This is a genomic window from Halomonas sp. B23F22_20 (genome assembly GCF_043496985.1).
Lineage (GTDB): Bacteria > Pseudomonadota > Gammaproteobacteria > Pseudomonadales > Halomonadaceae > Halomonas.
In genome coordinates, this window is the sequence record NZ_JBIEKH010000032.1 from 1 (window position 1) to 20,867 (window position 20,867).

General features: G+C 65.6%; 21 protein-coding genes. 10 read left to right on the forward strand and 11 right to left on the reverse strand.

What is annotated here, in order from left to right:
* From ACGTN6_RS18875 to ACGTN6_RS18885, 3 genes are all read right to left on the reverse strand, one after another.
* Nucleotides 1-268: TRAP transporter large permease subunit (locus tag ACGTN6_RS18875; RefSeq protein WP_394594507.1), on the reverse strand; the 268-nt coding region annotated here is incomplete at its 3' end.
* Nucleotides 265-870 carry a TRAP transporter small permease subunit gene (locus tag ACGTN6_RS18880; protein ID WP_394594508.1) on the reverse strand — a complete coding sequence of 202 codons (606 nt, stop codon included), beginning with the start codon at nucleotides 868-870 and terminating at the stop codon, nucleotides 265-267. The genes ACGTN6_RS18875 and ACGTN6_RS18880, both read right to left, overlap by 4 nt.
* Nucleotides 871-950: 80 nt before the next feature.
* The gene (locus tag ACGTN6_RS18885; protein ID WP_394594509.1) at nucleotides 951-1,970 is read right to left on the reverse strand and encodes a TRAP transporter substrate-binding protein; all 1,020 of its coding nucleotides are present in this window, start codon (nucleotides 1,968-1,970) and stop codon (nucleotides 951-953) included.
* 221 nt (nucleotides 1,971-2,191) lie between these two features.
* Between ACGTN6_RS18885 and ACGTN6_RS18890 the strand changes: the two genes are divergently transcribed.
* The gene (locus ACGTN6_RS18890; protein WP_394594510.1) at nucleotides 2,192-3,937 is read left to right on the forward strand and encodes an IlvD/Edd family dehydratase; all 1,746 of its coding nucleotides are present in this window, start codon (nucleotides 2,192-2,194) and stop codon (nucleotides 3,935-3,937) included.
* A 13-nt stretch (nucleotides 3,938-3,950) separates the two neighbouring features.
* On the forward strand, nucleotides 3,951-5,750 hold the full coding sequence (locus tag ACGTN6_RS18895; protein WP_394594511.1) for an IlvD/Edd family dehydratase: 1,800 nt from the start codon (nucleotides 3,951-3,953) through the stop codon (nucleotides 5,748-5,750).
* 138 nt (nucleotides 5,751-5,888) lie between these two features.
* On the opposite strand, the gene ACGTN6_RS18900 is transcribed toward ACGTN6_RS18895, so the two are convergent.
* The 3 genes from ACGTN6_RS18900 to argE all read right to left on the reverse strand — a co-directional run bounded on the left by ACGTN6_RS18900 (nucleotide 5,889) and on the right by argE (nucleotide 8,631).
* Complete coding sequence (locus tag ACGTN6_RS18900) at nucleotides 5,889-6,644, reverse strand: FadR/GntR family transcriptional regulator (protein ID WP_394594512.1); 756 nt, start codon at nucleotides 6,642-6,644, stop codon at nucleotides 5,889-5,891.
* Between the two features lie 71 nt (nucleotides 6,645-6,715).
* Nucleotides 6,716-7,450: a glutamine amidotransferase gene (locus tag ACGTN6_RS18905; protein ID WP_394594513.1), complete on the reverse strand. Its 735-nt coding sequence runs from the start codon at nucleotides 7,448-7,450 to the stop codon at nucleotides 6,716-6,718.
* A gap of 2 nt (nucleotides 7,451-7,452) precedes the next feature.
* Nucleotides 7,453-8,631 (reverse strand): acetylornithine deacetylase, encoded by a 1,179-nt coding sequence (gene argE, locus ACGTN6_RS18910; protein ID WP_394594514.1) that lies wholly within the window; start codon nucleotides 8,629-8,631, stop codon nucleotides 7,453-7,455.
* 309 nt (nucleotides 8,632-8,940) lie between these two features.
* Here argE and gdhA point away from each other — a divergent pair, with 309 nt between their 5' ends.
* Both gdhA and rnk read left to right on the forward strand, forming a co-directional pair.
* Entirely contained in the window at nucleotides 8,941-10,293 is a 1,353-nt protein-coding gene (gene gdhA / locus ACGTN6_RS18915; RefSeq protein WP_394594515.1) for an NADP-specific glutamate dehydrogenase, read from the forward strand.
* A gap of 154 nt (nucleotides 10,294-10,447) precedes the next feature.
* Nucleotides 10,448-10,861 (forward strand): nucleoside diphosphate kinase regulator, encoded by a 414-nt coding sequence (rnk, locus tag ACGTN6_RS18920; protein ID WP_394594516.1) that lies wholly within the window; start codon nucleotides 10,448-10,450, stop codon nucleotides 10,859-10,861.
* A gap of 57 nt (nucleotides 10,862-10,918) precedes the next feature.
* Here rnk and ACGTN6_RS18925 read toward each other — a convergent pair whose 3' ends face one another.
* Entirely contained in the window at nucleotides 10,919-11,485 is a 567-nt protein-coding gene (locus ACGTN6_RS18925; protein ID WP_394594517.1) for an antibiotic biosynthesis monooxygenase, read from the reverse strand.
* 137 nt (nucleotides 11,486-11,622) lie between these two features.
* Nucleotides 11,623-12,165: a PadR family transcriptional regulator gene (locus ACGTN6_RS18930; RefSeq protein WP_394594518.1), complete on the reverse strand. Its 543-nt coding sequence runs from the start codon at nucleotides 12,163-12,165 to the stop codon at nucleotides 11,623-11,625.
* A 132-nt stretch (nucleotides 12,166-12,297) separates the two neighbouring features.
* On the opposite strand from ACGTN6_RS18930, the gene ACGTN6_RS18935 reads away from it, so the two are divergent.
* The 6 genes from ACGTN6_RS18935 (at nucleotide 12,298) to ACGTN6_RS18960 (ending at nucleotide 14,952) form a co-directional block, all read left to right on the forward strand.
* On the forward strand, nucleotides 12,298-12,669 hold the full coding sequence (locus ACGTN6_RS18935; protein ID WP_394594519.1) for a DUF2306 domain-containing protein: 372 nt from the start codon (nucleotides 12,298-12,300) through the stop codon (nucleotides 12,667-12,669).
* A gap of 215 nt (nucleotides 12,670-12,884) precedes the next feature.
* On the forward strand, nucleotides 12,885-13,241 hold the full coding sequence (locus ACGTN6_RS18940; RefSeq protein WP_394594520.1) for a hypothetical protein: 357 nt from the start codon (nucleotides 12,885-12,887) through the stop codon (nucleotides 13,239-13,241).
* Nucleotides 13,242-13,300: 59 nt separating this feature from the next.
* Nucleotides 13,301-13,642 (forward strand): hypothetical protein, encoded by a 342-nt coding sequence (locus tag ACGTN6_RS18945; RefSeq protein ID WP_394594521.1) that lies wholly within the window; start codon nucleotides 13,301-13,303, stop codon nucleotides 13,640-13,642.
* A gap of 90 nt (nucleotides 13,643-13,732) precedes the next feature.
* Complete coding sequence (locus ACGTN6_RS18950) at nucleotides 13,733-14,101, forward strand: putative signal transducing protein (protein WP_394594522.1); 369 nt, start codon at nucleotides 13,733-13,735, stop codon at nucleotides 14,099-14,101.
* Nucleotides 14,102-14,192: 91 nt separating this feature from the next.
* A complete protein-coding gene (locus tag ACGTN6_RS18955; protein ID WP_394594523.1) occupies nucleotides 14,193-14,573 on the forward strand; it encodes a lysozyme inhibitor LprI family protein in 381 nt (126 codons plus the stop codon).
* Nucleotides 14,574-14,706: 133 nt separating this feature from the next.
* Entirely contained in the window at nucleotides 14,707-14,952 is a 246-nt protein-coding gene (locus tag ACGTN6_RS18960; protein WP_394594540.1) for a hypothetical protein, read from the forward strand.
* 411 nt (nucleotides 14,953-15,363) lie between these two features.
* Here the strand turns inward: ACGTN6_RS18960 and ACGTN6_RS18965 are convergent, their stop codons facing one another.
* From ACGTN6_RS18965 to ACGTN6_RS18975, 3 genes are read right to left on the reverse strand one after another with little or no spacing between them, the layout of a single operon-like run.
* The gene (locus ACGTN6_RS18965; RefSeq protein WP_394594524.1) at nucleotides 15,364-16,224 is read right to left on the reverse strand and encodes an SDR family oxidoreductase; all 861 of its coding nucleotides are present in this window, start codon (nucleotides 16,222-16,224) and stop codon (nucleotides 15,364-15,366) included.
* Nucleotides 16,225-16,262: 38 nt separating this feature from the next.
* A complete protein-coding gene (locus ACGTN6_RS18970) occupies nucleotides 16,263-19,568 on the reverse strand; it encodes an AAA family ATPase (RefSeq protein WP_394594525.1) in 3,306 nt (1,101 codons plus the stop codon).
* Nucleotides 19,565-20,860: an exonuclease SbcCD subunit D gene (locus ACGTN6_RS18975; RefSeq protein ID WP_394594526.1), complete on the reverse strand. Its 1,296-nt coding sequence runs from the start codon at nucleotides 20,858-20,860 to the stop codon at nucleotides 19,565-19,567. The genes ACGTN6_RS18970 and ACGTN6_RS18975 overlap by 4 nt, the downstream gene beginning before the upstream one ends.
* Nucleotides 20,861-20,867 lie beyond the last annotated feature (7 nt).

Here is a 20,867-nt window from a genome sequence, read left to right on the forward strand (position 1 = left end):
ACACGCGCATGGCGTTGAACAGGTCCTTGGCGATCCCCGATCGGTCGAGCAACGAGGCCATCAGCACGAACATCGGCACCGCCACCAGCGAGTATTCGGTGACGAAGCCGTAGACGCGGCTGGTGACCAGCGGCAGGGCGTCGGCGCCGAACCAGCCGAAGGTGAAGCCGAGCGCCACCAGGCCGGTGATGAAGGCCAGCGGCAGGCCGGTGACCAGCAGGGCGAAGATCAGCCCCACCAGCAGCAGGGTTCCGTCGGCAATGCTCATGAGTCTGTCTCTTTGGATACGGTATCGGGCCGGCGACGCAGCGAGCGGCTCAGGTGCAGCAGCGCCTGGACGCACATGATCGCCAGTGCCAGCAGGATCACGCCCTTCACCAGGGCCGGGAACGGCGGGTTCCAGGAGGTGCCGGAGCGCTCGAGCTGCCATTCGCCCATGGGGTTGTGAGAGGCCGACCAGAACATGGTGTAGGCGGCATAGCTCATGCCCAGGCAGAAGCCGAAGGTCACCAGGTCGTTGAAGCGATCGAGCCACAGGCGGAAGCGTGGGCCGACGGCGTCGTAGAGCACCTTGACGCGGATATGGCGGTCGCTGGCCAGCGCCGCCGGGCCGCCCAGGGCGAAGCCGACCGCCACCAGCATCACCACACTCTCGTGGACCCAGGAGGTGGGCGAACCGAAGCCGTAGCGCATGATGACCTCATAGACGCTGATCGCCATGGCGATGAACACCAGCCAGGCGGCGCCACGGGCAGCCAGGATCACGCCGCGGTCGAAGGCGCCGCGGGCCTCGGGGGCGGCCGCGGTCTCGTGGGCGGTGACGGGCTCGTCATAGAGCGCGAGGCGATCGTCGGGAAGGGGGGAAGACATGACTCCTCCTGGCGACGCCGAGGCGCCGCCATGGTCGTGGGGACGAGGACGGCGCCGGACGGGCGCCGTCGGTCTAGGGGTTACAGCAGGCCGCGGGATGTCAGGAAGGCGGTGGCGGAGTCGTAGACCTTCTGGGTCATCTCGTTGCGACCGGCCCATTCGCGCCACTCCTGCTCGGCGGCCTGGCGGAATGCCTTGCGCTCCTCGTTGGAGAGGTCGATGGGGGTGACGTTGGGGTTGTCGTTGAGCGCCTGCAGGGTCTCGATGTCCTGCGCCTTGAGCCGCGCGATCAGGTCGTAGGCCATGCCGTCGAAGGCGGTCTCGAGGGTGGTCTTGAGCTCCTCGGGCAGGCCGTCCCAGATCTCCTTGTTGAGCGACACGGCGATCATCGGCATGGAGTGGAAGCCCGGATACAGCGGGTAGGGCGCGAACTCGTGGATGCCCATGGCGTCGTTGTTGGACAGCACCGTGGAGTCGGCGGCATCGATCACGCCCTTCTCCAGGCCGGTGTAGACCTCGGAGCCCGGCAGGTTGACCGGCGTGGCGCCGATACGCTCGAAGATGTTGTAGACCATGCCCTGGGGCGCGCGGATCTTGAGGCCCTGGAAATCGTCGATGGAATCAATCTCGACCGTGGACGGGATCGACTCCAGCGGGAAGGTGGCGGCGCTGATCAGGTGGGTGCCGTAGGGCGAGGCCAGCTCGTTATAAAGCTCTTCGCCGCCGCCGTATTTCATGTACTCCAGGAAGTCGTAAGGATCGCTCCAGGCGCCGACCAAGTTGCCGAGCATGCCGAACGCCGGATTCTGGCCCGAGAAGTAGCTGGGATCGGTCATGTGGCCCTGGATGATGCCGGAGGACACCGCCTGCAGGGTCTCGGTGGGGCCGACGACGGAATTGATCGGCATGACCTCGATCGATACGCGTCCGTTGGTCATGGTCTCGATCTTTTCGGCCCACTCCTGCTTGATCTGGAAGCTGGGCTCCCCGGCGGTTTCCGAGGCCTGGAACTTCCATTCGTACTCCGCCGCCTGGGCCGTGGACAGGCCGAGCATCAGCGCCGTGCCGGTGAGCAGCAGGCTGGGCTTGAGGTTGGGCATCTGAACTCTCCATCGAAGCTGTTGTTGTGTCGCGGCGTCTTGTCTGACGGTGCGTCGCGGGCCTTAAATGTTGTACATACGAGATATTTGTTCAACATATACTTTCGTATGTGTCGACTACGCGACGACTTCCGGCTACCGTCATGCCATGGCCGTGCCGCCCTCGGAGCGCGGCATGCGAGGCGAGCGACAGGCACGAGACGCGATGGAGGAGAGACACCATGACTGACAGCAAGCGCCGGTTGCGCAGCGCCGAGTGGTTCGGCAGCGCCGACAAGAACGGCTTCATGTATCGCAGCTGGATGAAGAACCAGGGGATTCCCGACCATGAGTTCCAGGGCAAGCCGATTATCGGCATCTGCAACACCTGGTCGGAGCTGACGCCCTGCAACGCGCACTTCCGCAAGATTGCCGAACACGTCAAGAAGGGGATCCTCGAGGCCGGCGGCTTCCCGGTCGAGTTTCCGGTGTTCTCCAACGGTGAGTCCAATCTGCGGCCTACGGCCATGTTCACCCGCAACCTGGCCAGCATGGACGTCGAGGAGGCGATCCGCGGCAATCCGATGGACGCGGTGGTGCTGCTGGTGGGCTGCGACAAGACCACCCCGGCGCTGCTGATGGGCGCGGCCAGCTGCGATCTGCCGACCATCGTGGTGACCGGCGGGCCGATGCTCAACGGCAAGCACGAGGGCAAGGACATCGGTTCTGGCACCGTGGTCTGGCAGCTCTCCGAGCAGGTCAAGGCGGGCAAGATCTCGATCCACGACTTCATGGCCGCCGAGGCCGGCATGTCGCGCTCGGCGGGCACCTGCAACACCATGGGCACCGCCTCGACCATGGCCTGCATGGCGGAGTCCCTGGGTACCTCGCTGCCGCACAATGCGGCGATCCCGGCGGTGGACTCGCGCCGCTACGTGTTGGCGCATCTGTCCGGCAACCGCATCGTCGAGATGGTCGACGAGGACCTGAAGCTGTCGAAGGTGCTGACTCGCGAGGCCTTCGAGAACGCCATCCGCACCAACGCGGCGATCGGCGGCTCGACCAATGCGGTGATCCACCTCAAGGCCATTGCCGGCCGCATGGGCGTTGACCTGGCGCTGGACGACTGGACGCGCATCGGCCGCGGCACGCCGACCATCGTCGACCTGCAGCCCTCGGGGCGCTTCCTGATGGAGGAGTTCTACTACGCCGGCGGCCTGCCCGCGGTGCTCAAGCGTCTCGGCGAGGCCGACCGCCTGCCCCATAAGGACGCCCTGACCGTCAATGGCAAAACGCTGTGGGAAAACGTCTGCGAGGCGCCGCTCTACAACGACGAGGTGATCCGCCCGCTGGACAATCCGCTGCGCGAGGACGGCGGCATGTGCGTGCTGCGCGGCAACCTGGCGCCGGGCGGCGCGGTGCTCAAGCCCTCGGCGGCGAGCCCCGAGCTGATGCAGCATCGCGGCCGAGCGGTGGTGTTCGAGAACTTCGACGACTACAAGGCACGTATCAACGATCCCGACCTGGAGGTCGACGCCGACAGCATCCTGGTGATGAAGAACTGCGGGCCGCGCGGCTATCACGGCATGGCCGAGGTCGGCAACATGGGCCTGCCGTCCAAGCTGCTGGAGCAGGGCGTCACCGACATGGTGCGCATCTCCGACGCCCGCATGAGCGGCACCGCCTACGGCACGGTGGTGCTGCACGTGGCCCCGGAAGCGGCGGCCGGCGGCCCGCTGGCGGCGGTGCGCAACGGCGACTGGATCGAGCTCGACTGCGACACCGGCCGGCTGCACCTTGAGGTCGACGAGGCCGAACTCGCCTCGCGCCTGGCCGAGGGCGACCCGACCGCGGCATCGAAGGAGATCGCCCGCAGCGGCGGTTACCGCCAGCTCTACATCGAGCACGTGCTGCAGGCCGACGAAGGCTGCGACTTCGACTTTCTGGTCGGCATGCGCGGCGCCGACGTGCCGCGGCATTCGCACTGAGGCTCTGGACGACATGAGCGATCGCCGCATGACCCCCGACCGCCTGCGCTCGCGGTGGTGGTTCGACAACCCGGACCATCCCGGCACCACCGCGCTGTGCCTGGAGCGCTACATGAACCAGGGCATCACCCTGGAGGAGCTGACCAGCGGCCGCCCGATCATCGGCATCTGCCAGTCGGGTTCCGACCTTACGCCCTGCAACCGCCACCACCTCGAGCTGGTGAAACGGGTCAAGGACGGCATTCGCGCCGCCGGCGGGGTGCCCTTCGAGTTCCCGCTGCATCCGATCCACGAGAACGTGCGCCGTCCCACCGCGGCGCTGGATCGCAACCTGGCCTACCTGGGCCTGGTCGAGGTGCTGCACGGCTACCCGCTGGACGGTGTGGTGCTGACCACCGGCTGCGACAAGACCACCCCGGCCAGCCTGATGGCCGCGGCTACGGTCAACATCCCAGCCATCGTGCTGTCCGGTGGGCCGATGCTCAACGGCTGGCGCGGCGCCGAGCGCGTCGGCTCCGGCACCGTGGTGTGGGAGATGCGCAAGCGCCTGGCCGCCGGCAACATCGACTACCCCGAGTTCCTGTCGCGGATCGCCGATTCCGCGCCCTCGGTGGGCCACTGCAACACCATGGGCACCGCCTCGACCATGAACTCGCTGGCCGAGGCGCTGGGCATGAGCCTGCCCGGCTCGGCGATGATCCCCGGACCCTACAAGGAGCGCGGCGCGGTGGCCTACCAGACCGGCGAGCGCATCGTCGACATGATCTGGGAGGATACGCGGCCGAGCGACATCCTGACCCGCGAGGCGTTCGAGAACGCGGTGGTCACCTGCTCGGCGCTGGGCGGTTCCTCCAATGCGCCGATCCATATCAACGCCATCGCCCGCCATGCCGGGATCGAGTTCGGCAACGACGACTGGCAGCGCCTCGGCCATGACGTGCCGCTGCTGGCCAACGTGATGCCGGCCGGGGCCTATCTCGGCGAGGAGTTCCATCGCGCCGGCGGCGTGCCGGCGGTGATGCATGAGCTGCTGAGCGCCGGCCGTCTCCACGGCGAGGTACCGACCGTCAACGGCCGCCCCCTGGCCGAGAACCTGGCCGGGCGCGAGACCGCCGACGACGAGGTGATCCGCCGCTACGCCAATCCGTTGGTCGAGCACGCGGGGTTCCTCAACCTCAAGGGCAACCTGTTCGACTCGGCGCTGATGAAGACCAGCGTGATCGCCGCGGACTTCCGCCAGCGCTTCCTCGAGGACCCCGAGGACCCCAACGCCTTCGAAGGCAAGGTGGTGGTGTTCGACGGCTCGGAGGACTACCACGCGCGCATCGACGACCCGGCGCTCGGCATCGACGAACGCACCATCCTGGTGATGCGCGGCGCCGGCCCGGTGGGCCACCCCGGCGGCGCCGAGGTGGTCAATATGCAGCCGCCGGAGGCGCTGATCCGCGCCGGCATCGACTCCCTGCCGTGCCTGGGAGACGGGCGCCAGTCGGGGACATCGGGTTCGCCGTCGATCCTCAACGCCTCGCCGGAGGCCGCCACCGGTGGGCCGCTGGCGCTACTCGAGAGCGGCGATCGGCTGCGGGTGGACCTCGGCCGCTGCGAGGTGACGCTGATGGTCGACGACGCCGAGTTGGCCGCACGCCGCGAGCGCTTGGAGGCCGAGGGAGGCTATCGCTACCCCGGACACCAGACGCCCTGGCAGGAGATTCAGCGCTCGATGGTCGAGCCGCTGGACCGCGGCATGACCCTGGCACCGGCGACGAAGTATCGCGACGTGGCCCGGGTCAGCCCGCCGCGGGACAATCACTGAAGAGGGAAGAGGGAAGAGGGAAGAGGGAAGAGGGAAGAGGGAAGAGGGAAGAGGGAAGAGGGAAGAGGGAAGAGGGAAGAGGGAAGAGGCTGCGGCGGGCGCTTGGGAGGGCGTCCGCCGCGGTTGTCATGGCATGTCTCAGCTGAAGGTGAGCTGGCGCCCCAGGGCGCTGTCGCCGGGCTCGATGCCCAGCGCGTCGGCGGTGCCCTTCAGCACTGCCTGGGCGGCCAGGAAGGCTTCGCGTGGCTGGCGGGCGCGGATGCACTCCATCAGCTGGCGATGTCGCTCCAGGCTTTCCTCGGGATCGCTGGCGCTGACGTTGGACTTCTCGATCAGCATGTAGATCGAGGGGCGCAGGATGTGTGAGAGCTGTGCCCAGACGATGTTGTGGGTGGCCTTGAAGATGGCGACATGGAAGGCGACATCGAAGTCGCTGTGCAGCCGGCCGTCCTGGCCGTCGGCGCCATGCAGGTTCTGCCCCATGCCCTCGAAGGCTTCCTCGATGGCCACCAGGTCGCGTGCGGTGGCGCGCTTGGCGGCGGTCATCGCCACATAGGGCTCGACGTCGAGGCGGAACGACAGGATCTCTTGCTGGATGCGTGGGTTGGGGGTCGCATAGCGGGTCATCCAGTTGGTGACCTGGGGGTCGAGGATGTTCCACTCGGCATATTCGCGGACCTTGGAGCCATGGCCCGAAATGCGCTCGATGATGCCCACGTCCACCAACTGGCGCAGGTCGCTGCGCACCGCCGAACGGTTGATCGCGAACTGCTCGCAGAGGTCGACTTCCTTGGGGACGAAGTCGCCCGGTTGGTAGCGGCCGGAGAAGATGGCCTCGGCCAGGAAGTCGGCCACGCTGGGCCTTGGAGATGTCTTGCGCTGCCTGTCCTTCACGAGTCGTGCATCCGAAGAAGTTTCAACATATCGTGTGGTATGTTGCACATTTCGTCAATATGACCTTGGTGTCAGGCCGTATCGTCGACTCTTTGCAACAGCTCGCAAAAGTGTCGCAACAGGCCGGTGGCTTCCGGGGTGGGGGCCACCGCCGCCAGTAACGCCTCCGGGTCTCGGCCCTGGTCGGCCAGACCCTGATACTGGTGATGCAGGTAGGCGCGCATGACCGCCGGGGTGAATTCCGGGTGGAACTGTACGCTCCATTGGCGCGGCCCGTAGCGCAGCGCCTGATAGGGATCGTGATTGTTCTCGGCCAGCACCTCGGCGCTCGACGGCGCGGCGAGCACCGACTGGGCATGGGTGAGCTGGGCCGAAAAGGCCTCGGGCAGGGCGCCCAGCAGCGGGTCGCGACGCCCGGACTCGGTCAGTCGCACCCGGTGGGTGCCGGTCTCGCGGCCTGCCGGATGATAGCCGCTCTCGCCGCCGAAGGCCGCCGCCATCAGTTGGTGGCCATAGCAGACTCCGAACATGGCGATATCGTCGGCCAGCGCCTGGCGCAGCCAGGGCTTGAGCGCCTCGCTCCAGGGCTCGGCGTCGCTGACCATGGCATGGGAGCCGGTGATCACCAGGCCGTCGTCGGCGCCGAGCGCCGGCGGAGCATCATCGTGGCGGGCATCGAACACCTCGAGGTCGAGGCCCTCACACACCGGCGCCAGCTGGGCGCGGAACAGCGCCTCGAAGTCGCCATGGTCGCGGACCACGTCGGCGAAGGAATCGCCGGTCTTGACGATCACCAGTCGCGGCATCTTCAGGCTTCCTTCTTCAGCCGCTTGCCCAGCGCCCGCATGAAGGCCGAGCCCGCCTCCAGCTGCTCGATCTCCAGGTACTCGTCGGGCTGGTGGGCCTGGCTGATGCTGCCCGGGCCGCAGATCACCGTGGGCAGGCCGGCGCGCTGGAACTGGCCGGCCTCGGTGGCGTAGGCCACGGCGCCGGCGGGGGCCTCGCCGACCAGATCTCGGCTCTCTCCTAACAGTTCTCGGCACAGCGAGAGCACGTCGGCGTTGTTGTCGTCGGCCAGCGCCGGCACCGTGACATTGAGCCGCTCGGTGTGGATGCCGGCCTCCGGGGCGCGCTGGCGCATCTCGGCCTGCAGCTCCTCGGCATAGGCCTCGACCCGGCCGACCAGATCTTCGAAGCGGTCCGAGGGCAGGTGGCGAATCTCCCAGTCGAAGCTGCACTCCCGAGCCATGATGTTGATGGCCGTGCCGCCCTGGATCTTGCCGACGTGCAGGCTCGAGTGGACCACGTTGAAGGCCTCGTCGACGCGTCCCTCGGCCTTGAGATCGGTCATCACGTCTTCGATGAAGGTCACCAGCCGAGCGGCCACGTGGATCGCCGAGACGCCCTGATTGACCTGGCTGGAGTGCGAGGCGCGGCCGGTCACCGTGGTGCGCAGGTTAGTGGCGCCCTTGTGGGCGACCACCGGCGCCATCAGCGTCGGTTCGCCGACGAACACCGCTGCCGGACGCGGGTGGTCGGCCATCAGCCGCTCGATCAGCCGCGGTGCGCCGATGCAGCCGACCTCCTCGTCGTAGGAGAACGCCAGATAGATCGGCTTCTCCAGTTCGAGCTCGACCCAGCGTGGCACTTCGGCCAGAGCGCAGGCGATGAAGGCCTTCATGTCGCAGGTGCCGCGACCGTAGAGGCGGCCGTCGCCCTTGTCGGTCAACGTGAAAGGATCGGTCGACCAGGGCTGGCCGTCCACCGGCACCACGTCGGTATGGCCGGAGAGCACCACGCCGCCCTCCACCGCGGGACCGATGCGGGCCAGCAGGTTGGCCTTGCTGCCGTCGTCGCTGTCGACGCGCCAGTGCTCGACGCCGTACTCGTCGAGCCAGGCCTCGATGAAGGCGATCAGGTCCAGATTGGAGTCGCGGGAGACGGTGGGAAAGCCCACCAGCTTCTCGAGGAACTGGGCGGCGGTCATGGTCTGGCTCCGGAGGTGAAAGGCGAGTCTAGCCTATCATGCCACCGTGTTCGACGGGATGGGCCTGGTGGCGGAGTGACGGGAAGTTCTCGGAAGGTTCGGCACATGAATGTCGTTGATTATGCGTTTATGAGAAACACCTGAGAGAAGCTCGCTATGGCATTGGACCTTAGACTTTGGTCTCGATAGCGTGGAATTTTTGTCCATGCCTAACAGGCATAGGGTATGCAGGAGGCGTTATCCGGCAGTTAAATATCGGCATGCTCTGGCCAGCGGATACACGTTTTTTTCTGCCAATGGTACGCCTACATGCCCTACGTTCACGACACATTGACGCGACTCAAGCAAAGTAGTCCTGCACAGTCAGAGTTCTATCAGGCCACGGAAGAAGTCCTGGAATGCCTGCGTCCACTATTCGAGCACCACTCTCGCTACCATGACCACGGCATCATCGAGAGAATCGTCGAGCCTGAACGTCAAATCATGTTCCGTGTCAGCTGGCTGGACGACACGGGACGAGTAAGAGTCAACAAGGGCTATCGGGTGCAATTCAACTCGGCACTCGGGCCCTATAAGGGCGGACTTCGTTTTCATCCCAGCGTGACCTCCGGCACCATCAAGTTTCTGGGATTCGAGCAGATTTTCAAGAATGCCCTGACCGGCCTGCCGCTGGGTGGTGGTAAAGGGGGCGCCGATTTCGACCCCAGGGGCCGATCCGACGGCGAGATCATGCGCTTCTGCCAGTCCTTCATGAGCGAGCTGTATCGCCATATCGGTCCGACCTGCGATGTTCCCGCGGGGGATATCGGTGTCGGGACGCGGGAAATCGGCTATCTGTATGGGCAGTACAAACGGTTGACGGGCCGCTACGAAGGCATCCTGACAGGCAAGGGACTCGCCTGGGGCGGCTCGCTCGGTCGCAAGGAAGCCACCGGCTATGGGGCGGTCTATTTCGCACAGAACATGCTGGCGGCGCGTGGCGATGGTCTTGATGGAAAACGCTGCCTGGTGTCAGGGGCGGGCAACGTTGCCATCTACACCATCGAGAAGCTCTACGAATTGGGCGCGTTGCCCATCACCTGCAGCGACTCTCGCGGCACTATTCATGATCCTGAAGGCATCGACCTGGCCGTGCTCAAGAGGCTCAAGGAGGTCGAGCGTACATCGCTGGAGCACTACTTGAGCGAGTGCCCTCGGGCGCGGTATATACCGATGTGCGACTATCCCCGCGATGGCAACGGCGTCTGGCATATTCCTGCGGATGTCGCCTTTCCCTGTGCTACCCAGAACGAACTGGCGGGCGCCGATGCCCGGGTGATGCTCGCCAACGGCGTGCGCTGCGTAAGTGAAGGGGCCAACATGCCGAGCACCAAGGAGGCCGTGGCGTGCTTTCTCGACGCGGGGATTGCCTATGGCCCCGGCAAGGCGGCCAATGCCGGAGGCGTGGCGACCAGCCAGTTGGAAATGGCGCAAAACAGCAGCATGGTGCAATGGCCGATGGAAAAGGTCGATCAAAAGCTCCGGAACATCATGGCCAATATCCATCAACAGTGCGCCACGACGGCGGAAGAATTCGGAGATCCGTCCAATCTGGTACTGGGGGCCAATATCACCGGTTTCAGAAAGGTGGCCGATGCCATGATCGAACAGGGACTGTCCTGATCGCCTTTGTTGGGACGATCCTTTATACTGACTCAAGTAGGCAGTCCTTTCCTTCCGGGGAAGGGCTGCTTTTCGTTGGTCGTCACGAATATCGTTGATCCAACGTCAGTCCAGCTTTGGCTGCGTGACTTTTTGCTTTCCAAGGAGAGTGAACATGGGACAGCGTCCTCCCATCATCATCAACCGTCTCGATGCGGAACGCTTACAGCGCTTGATCGATGACGCTACCGACAAGGACCTGGCTGTCGCACAGCTGCTGGAAGAAGAGCTGGCGCGAGGGGAGGTTCTCGACCCCGAGAATATGCCGGATGACGTGGTGAGTATGAACAGTCAGGTCCGCTTCAGTGACCTGAGTCGTGGTCGACAGATGATTCGCACCCTGGTGTATCCCCATTCGCTGGGAAGCGTGGAGGATGGTATCTCCGTCATGGCGCCAATCGGTGCGGCCTTGATCGGCCTCAGGGTCGGCGACATCATCGAATGGCCGCTGCCCAACGCAACCGAAGCCCGCCTTCGGATCGATGCCATTTTCTGGCAACCCGAGCGGGAGAAGCAGTTTCATCGGTGAGGTGAAGGAGCCGGTCCCCCCCGCCGCCGGAGGTGGGGCGGGGGGAGGCGACGTCGATCAGGTCGATCGGCGACGCAGCAGGGGCGTGCGCCACGGTTCGCCGCGTAGCCAGGGCCCCAGCAGCCGGGTCGACAGCGGGATGAACAGGAACACCATCACCGGCGTGAGCATCAGGGTGCCGGCCAGCACGCGGGGCACCAGCGGCAGCGCAGCCAGGGCATCGCCGAACAGTACCTGGAAGCCCAGCGAGACCGGGAAGAACGCCAGCCAGATGGCGATGGCCTGCTTCCAGCGTGGGGGAGTCGGCGTGCCGGGCTGCTGGAACCAGCGGTCCAGGCCGGTGGCGCGATGCTCCTGGGGCGCCTCGAACAGGCCCTGGCCGCGGGCCAGCCAGGCTCGGCGCGAGGCCGAATGTTCCCAGGCCGCCAGGGTCTCGGCGTCGCGGAAGCGAAAGATGATCTGGTACTCGTCGTCGGCGGGCGGCGGGGCCAGCACGCCGGAGCCCAGGTAGCCGGCGAAGTCGGCGGCGAGCTCGCGGCCTTCCTCGAGCCAATGCATGAAGTCGCGGTAGCGCCCACGGGCCACGCGGCGCGCCACCATCAGCGTGACGGGATCAGAGGACATGGTGGTTCTCCTGAAAGAATCGGCGGCCCGGGTAGGGCCGCCGAAGGAACAGCGGATCGGGTACATCCACCGTTGGCAGGATAATACGCCATTGATGATGCGATAGGTAGGTCGTGTTGCCGTATAGACCGCGTATCTCAGAAGTTTTGTGTTGAATCGTCCTGTGTGCTCGAGGCGTCTTGGAGCACTTCCTCGAGCCACGCCAGCCATGTCGTCGTCAGCCGCTGGCCGAGGCGCAGCGTGTGCCTGGGCGCACGCTGGGCGGGAGTCAGGCTTTCGGGGTGTGAGAACCACTGCTGTTCGATGTCGGCATAGGTGGCCAAGCGGTCGCGGAGCTGCTCTTGCAACTCGGTGAGTTCCTGCCGGCGGGCCTCGACCGGCCAGCTTTCCCAGGCGAAGAACTTGGCGAACAGGGGCTCTCGTACCGAACCAGCTGCCAACGGAGCAGCCAGCCAGTCTTTCAGGGCTTCCAGGCCCGCTTCCGTCAGGTAATAGACCTTGCGAGCTGGGCGCTCACCCTGGGGCAGCGTCTCGCATCTCAGCAGGCCCTCGATGCGAAGGCGGTCGAGCTCCCGGTAGATCTGCTGATGGCTGGCCTGCCAGACATGGACAAGGCCGGACTGGAAGCGCTGGAGGATGTCGTATCCGGTGCCGGGCTCCTGTTGCAGGGTGATCAGCAAGACGGCGCGTAGGGACATTAAGCACCATGGGAGTGAGTGGAATGGTATGCATATAGTTGCATAGGGAAGCGGTTCAGTACTATATTATGCAACTAGTTGCATAATATAGTAGGCACAGTATCGAGAGGCTTCATGGCGTTCACCCTTCACCTCTATGCGTCCTTCCTGGCCCTGGGACTCGGCGTGCCGATCCTGCTGATGCGCAAGGGCACCCGGTCGCACTGGCTGCTGGGGCTGGCCTGGGTGGTGGCGATGGCCACTTCGGCGCTGAGTTCGTTCTGGCTGGGCGGCGGGGTATCGCCACTGATCGGGAATCTGGGGCCCATCCACTTGCTGTCTGGCTGGATTCTCGTGTCGCTTGCCATGGCGCTCACTTCAATTCTCAGGAGTAGGGTGCGGCAGCATCGTCAATGGATGCTGGGTGCCTACACCGGCCTGCTCGGTGCCTTTGCTGGCACCCTGCTGCCGGGGCGCTGGGTCGCCCTTCAGCTTGGCCTGTGGTGAGTGCTTGGAAAGATGGGCGTTGCCGGCTTTTTCTCGATGACACCAACATGCCGACGATAACGTTATCGTGAAAGGCGGATTGGCTATCCTGGGTGAGTTGACCTTTCATGGGCGATAGCCCGTCGGCGAGGACCTGCGAGCATCGAGCAAATGATCGGGATCGGTCCCGTCCCCCGTTTCACGTCGTGATATTTCAGCTTTGACAAGGAGGTAGCATGAAACTGACGTCTCTCAGCGATAGCGAGCTTCTGGATGTGGTCAGGCCGCTGGCGGAGCACACCGAAGCGTCATGGAACGACAAGGACTACCAGGCATTTTGTCGCTACCTGATTCTCGATGAAGGGGAGCGGGTCTTTCCGGAAGCCGAGTTCCAGCGCCAGATCGAGGAAAGCTACGACACCTATGGCGTGCACCGTATCGGGGAGCTGGTGGCGATACATCGCAACCCGGATAACGTGATCGTGATCTGGAAGGTGGAGTTCGAGAAGCGCGAAGCGCCGGGGTTGCTGATGTATGGCTTCGAAGAACACGAGGGTGAGGTGCGCATCGCCGGTTGCTCGTACCATGCCTGAGCATAAAGCATCATGCGTCTTATGATGGCGTCGATCGAATTGTCAGGCGGAGGCCCGCCATGAAACGGATGCTGCTCTCGGTGGGCATCCTCGCCGGTATTGGAGTCGCGCTGCTGGCTGGCTTCCTCTCTCCATTCGTTGACGCGTCGAATCTCGAGGCGATGAATCGGACGGCCGCGCCCATCGAACTGACGGTTAGCTGGCGCGACCACACGCGTAGCATAGGGGGCATTGCGCCAGGGGAAACGCTGGCGTTCGCCATCGACGACGAGGCCGCCATCACCTTCATCGTCGAACATGCGGATGGCAAGATCATCGAGAGTGACCCCATGTACTTTACGCCTGGGCTCGTCGTGCGTGCCGAGGTGCATGACGCCATCATCAAGGTCGACTACGAATGAGAGTGGCACGCCAAGGAGCCAGTGGCCGGCTTCTGGTGGCGGGCAGCGAACCGGTCGGCCTGGTGCACCGGGGCAAATGGGAGGGGCGCCGTGCGGTTGATCAGGCAGTATGAAGACGTGATGCAAGCCCAGGATGCCGCATCGAGACTGCGCAGGGAGGGAATTCCCACGCACATATCGTCACGTCACTCCCATGTGGCCTCCGGCGTGGTGACCGGTGCCTTGAAAGTGGGGCTATGGATCTTGCTGGATTCGCAGTATCACGACGCCTGTGCCTTTCTGGAAGATGCGGATCATCGAGTCACCACGGGCCTGCCGGAAGAGGAACTGGTTCGGCTGGAGTCGGCGGCCAGCGAGACGTCGTTCGTCTCCTTCAACAGGCTGCTTTGGTATGGCGGTCCCGTGATCCTGGCCGTCATCGTCGGTCTCGTGTACCTGAAAGAGAAGGGCGTATTGTAACGCGGAGCAATGGTTCGACGTGTTCCGCAGGCGAACCCTTCTGGCACGACGTGTGCCGAGACCTTGCAACCACTGACCGAAAGAGGCGTTGATGAAGAAAATCGGGATCATGATGCTCTGCCTGGCGTTGCCATCACTCGCCCACGCCAATGAGCGCTACACGCCTGGCTATGCCGCCTGCATGGAGGAAGCGGGCGGCGTCACCGTGGACATGATCGACTGCATTGCCGAGGAGCTTGCGATGCAGGATGCCCGACTGAATGAAAACTACCGGGCACTGCGTGAGTCGCTTTCCGAGGAGCGCCGTCAGTCATTGCTGCAGGCCCAGAGGCTGTGGATCCAGTATCGCGATGCCAACTGCCAGTTCTATGCCACGGCGGGCGGGACCCTGGCGAGAGTCTCCGCGAATGAGTGCATGCTGCGCGAGACCGCCGAGCGCGCACAGGAGCTCGACGCCATGGTGGGCTATTGAGGGAACTCTGCGGACAGCTGCTGATTCACTCCCCTCGGCATGATGCCCCGCTCGCAGTGACAACGGCCGTTCTGAAGGCCTGTATTCCGGCGCGCGCCGCTTCGAGGAGATGACAGGCTAAATCCAGCAGGCGCTGCCGCGAGTCTACAGCTACGAGCTGGTGCAGGTGATCTTCGAGCAGCCCTACTGCCGCATCAATAACCTGCTGGAACGCGATATCGCCAGACGGCAGACGGTATCGAGCTACCTGCAGCAGCTGTGCGAGATCGGAGTGCTCGAGGACATTCGTGCCGGGCGAGAGAAACTATTTGTGCACCCTAAGCTGGTCAGGCTGATGACCGAGGACAGCAACGAGATCACTCCGTATCAGGCCGCATGATGCATTTCATGAAAATAACGTTGCCGCTAATTTTAATTTCGGGCTCAAATTGAAATAAGACGGCCTCAATAGGGAAACGTATTGTCCAGTAGCTCATCGTCCAGGCGCTGTTGCTGCATGCACTAGCCAAGGCGCTGTCTGACTCCGGCGGGCGTTTACCGCTTTACCAGCGCCAGGTGTGCAGTCATGTGCAGAGAACCAACAACGATGCCTATCGACAGGCGATCGCCCTGCTGCAGGAGTTGAATGGAGCTCTTAGCGATGCTGCTGACCATCAGGCCCTCGCGTCGCTACTCCGGGGAAATACGCACTGAACCCTGGGTTCAAGCAGGAGCGCATGCTCGTTCAGTGGTTGAGCAACGCGTTTTCGAATGAGGCCTAGCCGTCATATGTGAGCGGCAAGCAGCCTTCTCACTCCCGCTCATCCTTGGTGGCGCGCAGCAGCACCCTATCCATTCCTCTGGTACTCAGCACTCGCTTCAGCGCGGCGAACAGGTGGGTGGGAACGGTTACGGCGTAGCGCGGTTTCGGCCGCTTGCTCTCCAGGGCGTGAATCAGCTTGTCGACCACTGCCTCGGGGCCCAGGGTGAAGGCGCCCTTGCCGTCCTCGCTGGCCAGCCTGGCCTCGACTTTGACGTAGGTGTCGGCGTGGGCGCTGTGGACGGTGTCGATGTTGGCCTTTAAGGCGGCGTGGGCATTGTGGCGGAAGCGGCTGGCGATGGGGCCGGGCTGGATCAGGCTGACGTGGATGCCGCTGCCCTTGAGCTCCTGGCGCAGGGTGTCGGTGAGGCCCTCGAGGGCGAACTTGGAGCATACGTACGCGCCGCGATAGGGCAGGGCGGCGAAGCCCAGCACCGAGCTGTTGTGCACGATGCGCCCGTGCCCCTGGGCGCGCATCATCGGCAGCACCCGGACGGTGAGCTCGTGGGTGCCGAGCAGGTTGGTCTCGAGCTGTTCGCGCAGCACGTCCCGGCTCAGGTCCTCCACCGCGCCGGGCTGGCCGTAGGCGCCGTTGTTGAACAGCGCCGTCAGCGATCCGTCGGTGCGCTGGCGCACCGCTTCCACCGCGGCCTCGATCGAGGCGCTGTCGGCCAGATCCAGCCGCAGGGCCTCCAGGCCTTCCTCTTCGAGCCGGGCGACGTCCTCGGCGGCTCTTGCTGTAGCGAAGATCCGCCAGCCGCGCTTGGCCATGGCATGAGCCGCGGCGTGGCCGATGCCGCTGGAACAGCCGGTGATCAGCAGGCTGCGCGTCGTCTCTTGGCGTTCCGGCATCCTCGTCTCCTTCCATCTTTCCGTGTGTCTCGGGATCGTTAGCCGCTGACCAGCCGCGCCTGGCTGGTGCCGTTGCCCAGCGGCTCGACGCGGATCTGCACCGGGATGCGCTCGTGCATCTCCTGAACGTGGGAGATGACGCCGACGCGACGGCCCAGCGCCTGCAGGCCGTCGAGGGCTTCCATGGCCAGCGCCAGCGACTGCGGGTCGAGGCTGCCGAAGCCTTCGTCGATGAACAGCGATTCGATGGTGAGCTCTCCGGAGGCCATGGAGGCCAGACCCAGCGCCAGGGCCAGCGACACAAGGAAGGTCTCGCCGCCGGACAGCGAATGCACCGAGCGGCGCTCGTCGCCCATGTCGTGATCCACCACCAGCAGGCCGAGCTCGCTGCCGCCGCGCACCAGCCGGTAGCGCCTCGACAGCCCGCCGAGGTGGGCGTTGGCATGCTCCAGCAGCTGTTCCAGGTTGTAGGCCTGGGCGATGCGCCGGAACGCCTTGCCGTCGGCGGAGCCGATCAGCTCGCTGATACGGCCCCAGCGGCGGTGTTCGGCCCGCGCCGTTTCGAGTTCGGCCTGGGCGTCCCGCTGGCGCTGGCGCCGGCGGTCATCGTCGCGGAGGGCATGGGCGGCCTCGTCGCGCTGCTGCTGGGCGGCGTTCAGCCTTGGTGTGAGGGCTTCGCGCTCTTCGCTCAGCGCCTCGCGGCGTCGGACGATCTCGGCCTTGGCGGCCTCGTCCAACAGCGCCGTCTCGTGCTCGTCTTCGCCCACCAGTTCCTGATTGCGGCGATGATCGAGCAGCGCCTGGCGGCGTTCTTTGAGAGCGGCGGCGGCCTGCTGGCGGGCCTGTTCGGCGTCTTCCAGCTGCTTCCGCTGGCGCTCGGCTTCGTCGTCAGACTGGGCGATCAGCCGGGTGAGGGTGGCGTCATCCAGTTCCGGATGCGTCTGCCGCCACTCGGCCAGCTCGGCCTCCAGGGTGTCGCGCTCGCGGCTCATCGCCTCGAGTCGCTCGGCCTCGTGGGCCACCTGCTGGGCGAGGCGTTGATGCTCGGTTTGCGCCTCGTGATAGCGAGCCAGGGCCGCGTCTCGCGCAGTGGTGGCGGCCTGCTGGCGGGCGTCGAGGTGCTGCTGCCAGGCGTCCGGCGAGGCGTGCTCACCGAGTCTAGTGGCGAGCTCTCGGGCAAGCTCGTCGCGTCTGCTCCGGAGCGGGGGAAGCTGCTCGGCCAGTGCCTGTAGCTCCTTGTCGAGGCCCTCTCGGCGAGTATCGAGACGTGCGAGCCGGGTAGCGTCTTCCTGAAGGGCTCGCTTCAGCGGTTCGATCTGCTGCTCGGCCTGGTTCAGCCTGCCCAGTGTCTGTTCGTGATGCGTCCGGCTGGCCTTGCTGTGTTCGGTTTGCTCGGCCAGCCAAGTATCGCGATGAGCCGGTTCGATAGTCACGAGCTCGACATGCAGCGCATGCTGTTCGAGGGACTCGCGTGTTGCCTGGCTTTGCCGTTCGGCGCTTTGAAGCTCCTGACGAGCCTGCTTGAGAGAGGCATCGAGCGCACTGTATTCGCTGAAGAGTCGGTCGCGCTCCCGTTGGGCCTGATCCAGCGCCTCGTTGGCTTCCTGGAGTTGTCGTTCCTCTTCCCGTTGCTGAGCGGCCAGCTGTTCGGCCTCCGGCGAGGCCGGAGGATGATGTCGCCAGGGGTGCTCGAACCCACCGCAGACCGGACACGGCTCGTCCTCGGTCAGCGCCTCACGCAGGGCGATGACGCTGTCGCTACGCGCTGCTCGGCTGCGCTCGATGATGCCGGTGACCGTACGATGCCGAGTCTTGGCATCATCGAGCTGCCGCCTGGCCTGCTGGCCCTGCTCCAGCAGCCGGTCTAGCCGCGGCACTTGCTGTTGGATCTGCTCCAGCAGCCGCTGTTGATGGCTCACGGCACGTTGGTACTGCTGCCAGCGACTCGCGAGATCGTCCAGGTCCAGTTGGCGCTGGGCGGCCTGGTCGAGGGCATGACGGCATGTCTGGCGGGCCTCTTCGAGCTCGGAGTGTTCCCCCAACAGCTGCTTCAGCGTCGCCTGCCAGTCATCGTGCTGCTGGCGGCGTTGCTGATGTTCCGCCTGGGCCTGCTGGTGATCGGCTTCCAAGTGAGCCCGTTGTTGTTGCCGTTCGGCCTGCACCTTTTCCTGCTGTGATACCTGATGTTCGAGGCTGGCCAGATGAGTGGCCAGCTCCCGGGCTTCGCGCAGTGCGGGCTCGGCCTGCTGACGTGCCTCGCTGGCTTCCGCCAGCGCCTTTTCGGTGGCCTCGCGGGCGAGCCCGGTCTGCTCCCGTGCGGTCTCGGCGTCGGTAAGCGCTCGCTTCGTCTTGGCGTGAGCCGCTTCAAGCGCCTCGAGCTCGCCGGGCAGCTCGGTCTGGCGCGTCAGCCGATGGCGCTGGGGCAGGATCACCCGCCGCCACGCTTGATCTTTACGGGTGGGCGTCAGCGCCTGCCATGCTTGCTCGGCCGTCCGCTGCTCGACCTGACCTTGGCGCAGGGCCTCCACCAGGCGGGTATCATCGTCGTGCCATCGCTGCTCGGCCTGCAGTGCTTCCGAGCGCTTTTGCAGGTCGGTGAGCGCTCGCTGGGTCGCCTCGGCGGCACGTTCCAGCTCGGCGCGTGCGTCGGCCTCGGATGGCAGGTCGTCGGCGAGTCGGGCCTCGATCTTCTCCACGGCCTTCCTGGCCTCACTGGCGCGGCGGTAGGCGGCCATCGAGATGGCGGAGTATTCGCTGGTGCCGGTCAGCCGCTCCAGCAGATCGCTGCGCTCGTTGTCGTCGGCCTTGAGGAAGGCGGCGAACTCGCTCTGGGCCAGCAGCACGGCGCGGGTGAACTGCTCGAAGCTCAGCCCCAGGCGCTCGGGCAGCAGGCGGTCGAACTCGCGCTTCTGTGTGGTCAGCAGGCGATCATCGTCCAGGTCGGTGAGCGACTGCTCGGCGGCCTGCAGGCGGCCGCCGGCCTTCTCGCGGGCCCGGCGCACCGCCCAGCGGGCGCGGTAGCGGCGTCCGTCGCGGCCCAGGAAGTCGACCTCTGCGTAACCGCTGGCCGTGCCACGGCGCAGCAGGGTGCGCGGGTCGGCGGTGTTGAGCGTGGCGTCGCCGACATCCGGCAGCGGCGCTTCGCGGCCTGGCGCCTGACGCAGCCGTGGCGTGCTGCCGTAGAGCGCCAGGCACAGAGCATCGAGCAGGGTGCTCTTGCCGGCGCCGGTGGGCCCGGTGATGGCAAACAGCCCGGCATCGCGCAGCGGGGCGGCGGTGAAGTCGAGTGCCAGCGGGCCGGGGATCGAGGCCAGGTTGGCCAGGCGCAGGGCGAGGATCCTCATGCCGATGCCTCCCCGTCGTCGTCCAGCACGTCCTGACGCAGCCGGTCGAAGTCGGCGAGCACGTCCTCGTCCGGTGGCTCGCCCCAGCGCGCCTGCCAGGTGCGCTCGAACAGCCGGCGGGGACCGAGGGTCTCCAGGTCGACCCGCTCGGGGGCGTCCTCAGCCGCGACGGCGGGCAGGCGGCGCTCGAGGCGCAGCAGGCGCAGTGGCTTGCCGGCAAGGGCGGCGTCCACTCGGGCGCGCAGGTCGGGCATCGGTGCCTCGAGCTCGACGCGCACTTCCAGCCAGGGCCAACGTTCTTTTGAGAGATTCCGACCCCGATCTTGGCCAGGCAAGTCTGCGTCCATCTCCAGGGCCTCGAGTTCGGCCAGCACCTCGTCGAGCGATGCGGGGCCGAGGCGATGCATGGCCACCGGCCGCGGTACGGGTATGGCCTCGACGCCCGTCAGCTTCTCGCCGTCGAGGGTCGCCTCGACGACCTGATGGGGATAGTTCACTTCGCTGAAGTCCAGCGGCAATGGGCTTCCGCTGTAGCGAATGCGCTCCTCGCCGACCTGCTGGGCACGATGCAGGTGGCCCAGTGCCACGTAGGTGATGTCGTCGGGGAACAGCGCGGCGGAGATCGATTCCTCGCCGCCGATCACGATGGGCCGCTCGCTGGCCTCGGAAACGGCTGCGCCCCTCAGGTGGGCGTGGCTCATGGCCACCAGCGCCTGGCCGGGCTCGCGGCGCTCGCGGGCCGCGGCGATCAGCTGCTCGTGGACGCGGGCGATGCCGTCGACGTAGTCGTTGCGGGGCGAGTCGTCGCTGTCGTCGGCCTCGCCGCGGGCCAGGCCGCCGGTGACCTCGGCGGGTCGCAGGAAGGGCAGCGCCAGGCACCAGGCGCGGGTCTCGCCGGCGGCGTCGGTGAGCGGTACCAGCAGGCGTTCGGCGTCGAGCCGGCCGTCGTCGAGCCAGCTCACCCGGCCTCGGGCGTGGGTGCGCAGGCGTTGCATCAGCGGGGCGGGCAGCTCGATGCGGTTGCCGCTGTCGTGGTTGCCGGCGATCAATACGATGTCGAGGCCGGGTAGGCGTTCGTGGGCGCTGACGATGAAGTCGTAGAGCAGTTCCTGGGCGCGCAGCGAGGGATTGACCACGTCGAAGATGTCCCCGGCCACCAGCAGGGCGTCGGCCTCACGCTCGACCAGGGTATCGAGCAGCCAGGCCAGGAACGCCTGGTGCTCCTCATGGCGCTCCTGGCCGTGGAAGCTCTGGCCCAGGTGCCAGTCGGCGGTGTGGATCAGTCTCAGCATGGGCTCC